7 protein-coding genes are annotated in these 9,047 nt (G+C 33.3%); 5 read left to right on the top strand and 2 right to left on the bottom strand.

Annotated features, from left to right (window positions below):
• Nucleotides 1–45 precede the first annotated feature (45 nt).
• A complete protein-coding gene (tssB, locus tag QZ289_RS09330; RefSeq protein WP_011115092.1) occupies nucleotides 46–543 on the bottom strand; it encodes a type VI secretion system contractile sheath small subunit in 498 nt (165 codons plus the stop codon).
• Nucleotides 544–737: 194 nt separating this feature from the next.
• On the opposite strand from tssB, the gene tssJ reads away from it, so the two are divergent.
• Genes tssJ through QZ289_RS09355 form a run of 5 tightly spaced genes read left to right on the top strand, consistent with a single transcriptional unit; the run spans nucleotide 738 to nucleotide 7,995 of the window.
• A complete protein-coding gene (gene tssJ, locus QZ289_RS09335; RefSeq protein WP_295701909.1) occupies nucleotides 738–1,277 on the top strand; it encodes a type VI secretion system lipoprotein TssJ in 540 nt (179 codons plus the stop codon).
• Nucleotides 1,267–2,646, top strand: coding sequence for a type VI secretion system baseplate subunit TssK (gene tssK / locus QZ289_RS09340; RefSeq protein ID WP_011115094.1), 1,380 nt, complete (start codon nucleotides 1,267–1,269; stop codon nucleotides 2,644–2,646). Before tssJ ends, tssK begins: the two co-directional genes overlap by 11 nt.
• Before the next feature lie 11 nt (nucleotides 2,647–2,657).
• Nucleotides 2,658–3,446, top strand: a complete 789-nt coding sequence (gene icmH / locus QZ289_RS09345; RefSeq protein ID WP_034367908.1) for a type IVB secretion system protein IcmH/DotU — start codon at nucleotides 2,658–2,660, stop codon at nucleotides 3,444–3,446.
• 4 nt (nucleotides 3,447–3,450) lie between these two features.
• Nucleotides 3,451–7,005 carry a type VI secretion system membrane subunit TssM gene (gene tssM, locus QZ289_RS09350; RefSeq protein ID WP_295701912.1) on the top strand — a complete coding sequence of 1,185 codons (3,555 nt, stop codon included), beginning with the start codon at nucleotides 3,451–3,453 and terminating at the stop codon, nucleotides 7,003–7,005.
• A gap of 9 nt (nucleotides 7,006–7,014) precedes the next feature.
• On the top strand, nucleotides 7,015–7,995 hold the full coding sequence (locus QZ289_RS09355) for an FHA domain-containing protein (RefSeq protein WP_295701914.1): 981 nt from the start codon (nucleotides 7,015–7,017) through the stop codon (nucleotides 7,993–7,995).
• A 90-nt stretch (nucleotides 7,996–8,085) separates the two neighbouring features.
• On the opposite strand, the gene QZ289_RS09360 is transcribed toward QZ289_RS09355, so the two are convergent.
• Nucleotides 8,086–9,047, bottom strand: a 962-nt coding sequence (locus QZ289_RS09360) for a hypothetical protein (RefSeq protein ID WP_295701916.1), incomplete at its 5' end; no start/stop codon positions are given.

Here is a 9,047-nt window from a genome sequence, read left to right on the forward strand (position 1 = left end):
AGTAATCTCCTTAATGGATTATCATAAAATTTCCTTCAATGATAATCATTTTTTATTTTCATCTGTAGATTGATTCTCTTTAATCTCTAGTAAAAGCTTCTCTTTTGTATCTTTATCCTTGAGGGCCTCCAAGAGTGCTTTTCTAAAATCCGGAATATTGCCCATTGGTCCCTTCAATGCTACAAGGGCTTCACGTAGTTGAAGCAATTTGTTTAGCTCTGGCACTTGAGTAGCAATGCTATCTGGTGAAAAATCACCCAACCCTTCAAACTTAAGATTTACAGACAATTCATCTGCATCTTGCTTGAGGACATTTTTTACACTTACATGTGTGCCTATATTCATTTTTTGCATTACCTGATTAAAATTGTGTTTATTAATAGACACAACCTCTCGTTCATCAAACGGCACATCATTGCCTCCTGTAAAGTTACCCATAACCATTAGCTTCAAAGGAAGCTCTACATCAGGATTCTGCCCATTTGTCTTGGAACGATATGTGATATTTATCCGCTCTTTTGGCGGAGTAGAATTTTCTGCCATAGTATATCCTTAGACTGCCGTTGTTTTAGCTACCCAACAAGCATAACAATAACCTTTAACCTTTAGTATTTGATAGATAGCCAAAAGGTAAATCTCATTATAGCAAAATTAAACAAATTTAAATATTAATCTAAGTATAATCGTGCAAGCTTTAAAATCCATACAAGAGAGAAGTTCAGATTTAGAGGTCTTTAATGCGATATATCCAGCTTCATATTTCCTTTTGCATTCTCGTTTGCTTTATGGGGCTAGCTATTAGTGGGTGCGGCTCACCTATTAAGATACAGGCTTTCAATCAGGCAGATTCTAACCTTAATAATCGTGGCGATAATGTGCCTGTTACGCTTATTATTTATCAGCTCAAGGATATTAGTAAATTCAAGCAGTCTTCCATACAAGATTTAAGCACAAGTGGAAATGTTGTCCTTGGAAGGGACATTGTAGATTTTATCAAGGTGCAAGTACCGCCAAATGAAATTGACGTGCCTGTTGCAGAATTTGCAAAAAAAGAAGGTAAATATATCGGCGTGTTAGCTCTTTTTGCCAATCCGCAGGATAAAAAACAAAAATTCTATAAAAAGCTGAATCGTGTCTTTTCAAACAAAATCAAGCTTAATATTGCCACTGAAGGCATTATGCAACACAAAAAAAGTAAGCAAAGTCAAGATAAAGATCCAAAGGCTGATGGCACTGCTGGAGAAAATAATATAAAGGATTTGTTCAATGAACAGTAAGCTTAAGGTCGCTTGGTATAATGGTATGCACATTGATAAAATCCATTTTGAGCAACAAGAACGATTTTTAGAACATATTATCCATACAAAAACCTCTCGACTTGTATCTAATCTTTATGGTGTATTTGATGTAAGTTTTTCTACCGATATGCTCAATTTGGGCAAAATAGCCCTTACACAAATTAGTGGAATTACACAAGATGGTAGCGTGTTTAATGCGCCAGATGATGATTTATTACCTGAAGTTTTGGAGTTGCCGCCCAATATGTCTTCACCAATTATTACGCTAAAAATCCCTACATATTCAGACGCTACTGCTGATATGTCTTTAAAAAATACTTTTCCAAACTCCAAGTATATTGTAAGCAATGTACCTACAACTTCCAAGATTCACGATGATGTGCAAGATTACATACATACTAACACAGAAGAAATCTCTTATCAGCAAGAAAAAGTTTCTCTTGCATTGGGGAGTTTGCGGCTAAAGCTTGGTATCCTTGGAGACAAATCACCAAATGAACTAGAAATACCCATAGCAAAAGTGAAAAACATCTATTCTCATAGCAAAAAAATAGAGCTTGATGAAAAATTTATCCCCACCTCTATTGATATTTGCAGTAATGCCTTTATAAAAAGTTTTCTAGAAGAAATGCTCTTTTCCATCAAGCAACACAAAGAAAGCTTCACGCAAATTTTTAGAGGCATAGACCAAACCAAAAATACGCTTGATTTTAGCACCTATTTATCGCTCAATCTCCTCAAAAAATACACGCTTATCTTTTCTTATCTTGTCAATAAAGAAAAACTACACCCAGAGACATTATATGAAAAACTTGTAGAATTTCAAGCTGACTTACTTACCATAAGTCATAATGATGCACAAGATGAATTTATACCCTACGAGCACAATGATTTAAGTGCGGTTTTCATTCCGCTTAGTAATAATATCCGCCTCCTCTTTGCTAATGTTACCTCACCCAAATATGCAATGGCACAAGTCATAGACAATGGCAATGGATTCTACGATTGCATATTTGATAATGCTTCTATGCTGCAAGATGGGGAATTATTCTTAGCAGTAAGCTCCTCTCTACCTATGCAAACATTACTTGAAACCTTTAGCACACAGAGTAAAATACATACCCAAGCCACTATTAAAAGCATTGTTGCCTCACAGCTTAAAGGACTGCATATAGAGGCAATCCCCAGCATTCCATCAGCTCTACCGCATTTAAGTGGCTATGTATATTTTAAGCTTGATAAGCAAGATTTTATCTTTACGCATTTTGCTAAGCAAAATGTTATCAGCCTTTATATGACAAATAATATCACAAAGCCCGACATTAAGCTTTGGGCATTATTTAACTAAAGAGAAATGCTATGAACACAGAGCAAGAACTTTCCCTGCTACTTGAAACAAATTTTGCAAACCATTGCAACAATATGCAAAACAATAAGATTTTACACTTGACCTTGCCATTACTTTTGTTTGCTACACGACTTTCCAAAACAGGCACACTTGATGATAGCTATATCACAAATACAGAAGAAACTTTTGCTAATGAAATCCTCTCTATCGGAAGCAATCTCAATGCTTTGCGTTGTTATGAAGATAAGGATTTAATCAAACTCCGTTACTGCTTGTGTGTATTTATTGATGAAATGCTCTTACATAATGAAAGCTTTATCAATAGCCACTTTGCAAAACATACACTTACTATACGTCTTTTTGATGAAATGCTAGGTGGAGATAAGTTTTATGGTATTGCCAATCAATGGCTTCTTACCCCAAGCAAACACAAAGATATGCTAGAATTTATCTATACATGCCTTATTTTGGGCTATCAAGGCAAATATGCCTCCGACACTCAAGGCAAACAAAAAATTAATCATCTATGCTGCAATATAGCAAATTCTCTTGCTCCTGCTATGGGAAGTAGCGAAGAAAAAGCTTTTGAATTAGCCCTCAATCATCAAGAGCAAACGCGTATTCTAAAACTTTTGCATAAAAAATACTTGCGACCATTTTGGCTTATGGCTATCATTTGCTCCATCGTTGCATTATTCTTTCTTTTCTCATTTTTAAAGCTAGAATCTCAAAAAGCCATTACACAAGATACCCTTAAACAAAATTTGCAACACTTCAAGGTATCTCCACATGAGGATTAAGGAAATGTTTGGCAAGATATTTAATTATCTCAAATCAAAAACTTTTCTCTATATTTTACTTATATGTTTTGCGTTGCTTTTAAGTGTACTTTTTTACATATACTCGCCCTTATTTGCATTTAATGATATTTATATTTTTAGTAGCGCATTAACAAGAATCCAAGTGCTTATTGTCGTATGGCTTTTAATCTTTTTTATCTTTCTTTATAGACCACTTATTCATCTTATCCAATCGCTCAAAAATGAGAAACACATACAGTACAAGGAAATCAAACAAGAAGTTACAAAGGCATTCCGCAGGGCTAAAAGAAATTATTTCATTGCTCTAAATGACGCAAAGAGTATGTGGAAAAGAAAACTCTATCTTAAAAATATCCCTTTAGTGATTATTATTGGTAATGAGGGAGCAGGCAAAAGCTCGTTTATCAATTATGCGAATATACAATATCCATTGAGTGAAAGCTTGACATCTTATAAGAAATTTCACAAATCTACCAACAACTTCAATCTTTACATTTCTCAAAAGGGTGCATTGCTTGATACAGAAGGTAATTATTTTGCACAAGAGAACTTTCGGCAAACAAGTAATACCGATGAAATTGCTGAAGATAATTTAGAAAAGAATAAAGATTTTTTAATCAAAAAGGGCGTATGGAATCAATTCTTACACTTCCTTAATACTAATACCTTTCATAGCAAACTTAATGGCATTGTGCTTATTATTGATGTGCATGCTTTTTTACAGAATCCAAAGCAATATGAACAAAATGTCTTACAATATCTAAGCAAAAGAGTGAGTGATTGCGAAGAAAATCTAGGCTTGCAACTCCCCATTTATATTGTTTTTAATAAAATTGACTTGTTAGAGGGTATGCGGACATATTGGGACATCTTTGATGAAAGCATTGCAAATAAAATGCTAGGACTTACTTTAGATAAAAATAGTAGCAAATTAGAACTACAAAATACTTTTACAGAATTAAGCAATTCATTGCTCTATACTTTTATGCGTAGAAATCAATCCTTACATTCACTTGAAGACAAAAATTTAGCCCTTTTATTTTTAAAGCAACTTGATGTGCTTTTTGCCCTTGCAATAGACTTTATCCTCCAAGCAAAGGAACAAAATGCCTTCAAAAACAAATCCTATATCCGCGGCGTATATTTTACCTCCGCATACCAAGAAAATGTCCCCAGAAATTACTTGCTTGATGCTGTGTGTGAAAAATACGAAATCAAAAAACCTCCGGCAAAATCCGCAACCAAGCAAAATAAGCGAAGCTACTTTGTGCAGGGTTTGTTAGAACATATTTTTCTTAAAGATGCACATCTAAGCAGTATGATTAAAACCTCTTGGCAAACTTTCAGGCTCGCCTTTGGAACTATAAGTATATGTATATTTGGATATGTTTTTTGCACTTATTTAATCCATAAAACCTATAAAGAAGTAGATAAAAGCCATATCACATTTAATAGCATTACTTCATTGCTTGCGAATACAAGCTCTTATGAACATCTTACCCTGCAAGAAAAAACCGAACTTATGCTTCATCTTAAAGCCATACTCAAAAACTATCCATCTCTATTTGAAAAGCCCTCCATTATACAGTATTTTTCACTGAATTTCTCCTATCAAGGATTTTTGCCTGCAAGAGACTTTTATTATGCTATCAATGAAGAAGTGATTGGCAAAACATTGCTTAGAGAAATGGAGCAGATTCTCTTACACAATACCGATCAAACCACACTTATTGAAACCATCTATATGTATCAATCACTCTATGATGAAGCATATATAAATAAACCTCTTTTGGCAAATTGGGTTATAAAGAATTGGCAACCTTTTGCTAAATATAAAATTCCAAAAGATGATTTTATTACCGCTATTGAAGATTTAGCTATAGGCAATCTCTCACATACACAACCAAAAGATACACAAGCGCTACACATAGCAAAAACTCAAATTATGCAATTAGAGCAACAACAGAGAATCTATACCATTATGGCTTTTAGAAATAGCCTAAAAAAACAAAGCTTTTTTAACCTTAAAGATAAGGTAGGCACAGCATTTTATATGATATTTGAGCATACTGATAAATTAAGTCAAATTGATAAAACCTATACAAAAGATGGTCTAATGGAGTTTTTAAGTAATTTAGATACCAATATACAAACTGCTATCAAAATAGAATCTTGGGCGTATAATGAAAAAATGCAATACCAAGCCCTCACAGAACAAGCACAAAGAGATTTATACACACATATTATTAGTATTTACCTTAATGATTATAAACAAAGATGGGAAGAATTACTTCAGGCTATATCTCCTAAGCAATATACCGACAAAAACAATATACTCACACAATTACAAATCTTATCAGAATCTACCAATCCACTCAATAGCCTCATTAAAATCGTAAATGATAATACCCACCTAAACGACACTCTTTTGCTTAATTACGCATACAGCTTAGGATTGCCAAGCTCAGATATTAAAGCACAATTTACATATATTAGTAACTCCTTTAAAGATTATTATGACTTCATAGGAGAAAAATCCTTACTTCTCTCTCAAATAGATTCCTTTAATGACATAAAAAAGCAAAGTAGCACGGAAGAAATAAAAGAGATACTCGCTAAAGATATACAAAATATGAGTGCTAAAATTACAGAATTTACAAAAGATGATACAAAAAACATAAAAGATAAGCTTATATATATCCTTGAAGGAAGTAATGATGAAACTGATGCATTTGTAGAGCTAAAGCGAAACACAGCAATGTTGCCTCATGCGTTAAAACAATACTACAATGAGATTTCTACACTCTCTTGGAACGTTATAGAAAAAAGCACCTATGCACTTCTAAATAATGCATGGAAAAAAGAGGTGTATGATACTTTTATAAATGATATCTCCCCTTTTTATCCTTTCAATGCTTACTCGGATAAATCCTTGCCACTCAACACTTTTAAAGATTTTTTTGGCAATACAGGCACATTACAATCTTTTTATACGCAATATCTAAGTAAGATTTTGCAAAAAAAAGGCAATACCTATGTGCCAAATCCTGCCTATAGCGAGACGATAAAGCTTTCTGCTCAATTTATAAGTTTTTTTAACCAAATAAGCAATCTCAATAGCATATTTGATAATAACAATAACCTTACACTTAACTTTTTTATACAATGCCTTGATTTATCATCAGATTTTAGCTCTCTTGATATAAGCTATAACAACCAGACCTTACACTATGATCACACGTTTAATCCTAAAATCCAGATTATTATTGAACAATTCAATAGTAGCACGGAGTTACGTTTGAGCGTGAATGACTATTACCAAATGCCTCAATACAATAAAATTTATAATGGTGAATGGGCGTGGCTTAGATTCATAAAAGACATTACACCTGCTCAAAATACAGGCAACACTCTTTACTTTGAAAATAATAAACAATGGTATTTTGATTTTAGCATTACTCCAAATAGGCTAGAACTTTTACATTTAAGCCGTATTCTAACGCATTTTAATATGCCTCAACTTATCACTCAACAATAAGGAACGCAAATGGCGCAAATAGCAATTCTTGTAGAAGACATTGATAACCAAGCAAAACCGATTTATTGTGTTTTTGACGATAATGGAGGAACCATAGGCAATACTTCCATCAATCATTTGTGTTTGCCAGATGAATCTATTCAAGAAAGACATGTTAATATCAACTATGAAGATGGTTGCTTTACTATCTCTTGTATTGGGGATTCTGAAGTATTTTACAATGAATCTTTCTCTAAACTTGAGCAAGGCTATGAAACAATTATAGAAGTTGGGGATAGTTTTAGAATTGGAAAATATAAATGCAGCTTTATAGACACAAAAGATATAAAAGATGACTTCCTGGACTATAAAAAAGTGCTTGATAAAATTGCTGATGAAAGTGATTTTGCCATAGATGTTAAGCCTAGAGTGCAACTAGATACAAAAATATTAGATGAAGAAAATATGGCTGACAGCTTAGATAAACATAAGATATTAGAAAAACTCTCTCCAGCACAAGTTATAAATACCATACCCTCCGATATAGCAAACACTCACGATACTATACAAAACATTATCACTTCATCGCAATCAATGATAACAGATAGCATTTCTAAAAAAGAAATATCACCACAAACAAAGGAAAGTGATATTATCCTTAATACTAAGAATATACAAACATTCCTACAAAGAATGCTACAATCTTTCTCTATGCCTAATAACCCCCTATCACACATCAATATGACAACTTATGAGCACATACTTGACACACAAGAGCTAGATTCTATCCTGCATAATACCTTGCTTATAGATTCTATCCCACTTCTTAACACTCTCATATTAGCCCTTATTAGCAAAGAACTCCATAGCCCATATTTTGAGATATTAGAACACGATATATTTGCAAACTCATTAACTCAAGCCATTATTCAATCTCATCAAAATAGTAAAGAATCCTTACAATGTATGCTTTTAAAGGCACTTAGCACATACTTAAAGAATCCTCTTTAGATTCTTAATACTTCCTCTTCTTTGCAAATTGAAAGTTTGAGGCTTTATGTATTTTGCATCTTTGTATGGCATTTATCAATACTTATCTTTTTATTTAATATGATGCTTTTTAGCATACCATTCTATTTTATCACGTAATTCTTGTGGGAAAGATTCTCTATATATAGCTGGGATAGTGGGATTGAGCAATTTATCAAGCTTACCTGCTTCATAGAGTTCATCTAAATACTCTGGGATATAATAAGTGGGAGCATTGGGATAGCCTTGTGGGGGAGTGATGGCAGCGACTTTAGCTGTTAGAATATATTCCTCTCTTAGCCATTGTTTGTTTTTATCATTAGATATGTCTTTATCTATAAATTCACTCATATTAGTTCTAAGAAATGGCATAGAATCTATAATGGCTTTTCTAAACTCATCTCTGCTCTCTTTAGTAGAATCTGTATCTCTAGGGTCTTTTATTTTACCTGCTTGTATTTGATCATATAGATATTCAATCAAACTACCATCATAGTCTAATGCGATATTATTGCGATTCAAATCCATTACCCAATCCACTCCCATTATCTCATCTATGTATGGGAGCATACCAAATCTATCAGGCTTTATCTTTTTGGCTAAGGCTCTGAGCTGTTGTTGGCGCAAAGGGTTTTTACGCAATCCTAATCGTTGATCACCTATGATATTTTTTCCATATCTCTCATAATTCCTTAATCCCGTAAAATTAGTAGTAGTTGCATCAAGCTGCATTTTTAAGATAAGAGCCTGTATATGTCGTGCTTTAAAGCCCATATTATCTCTTGAGAGATAATATGGATTCCCTAGTATCCCTGCAGCTATGCCCCATTCTTGTATATGTAAATAAGACTTTAATGTTTCTTTATTCCTATCTACTTGATAAAAGATGTCTTCATATTCTTTATTTATTACTCTACCCTTTTCATCTACTCCACCAATAGCATCAAATGGTATATCTATGACTGCACTTCTTAATCCACTTCTTATTACTAAGTATTGGTATCTCTCACTTTTAGTTTGTAAAGATTCATAAT

Origin of the sequence: uncultured Helicobacter sp., assembly GCF_910577135.1 — a bacterium.
Lineage (GTDB): Bacteria > Campylobacterota > Campylobacteria > Campylobacterales > Helicobacteraceae > Helicobacter_C > Helicobacter_C mastomyrinus.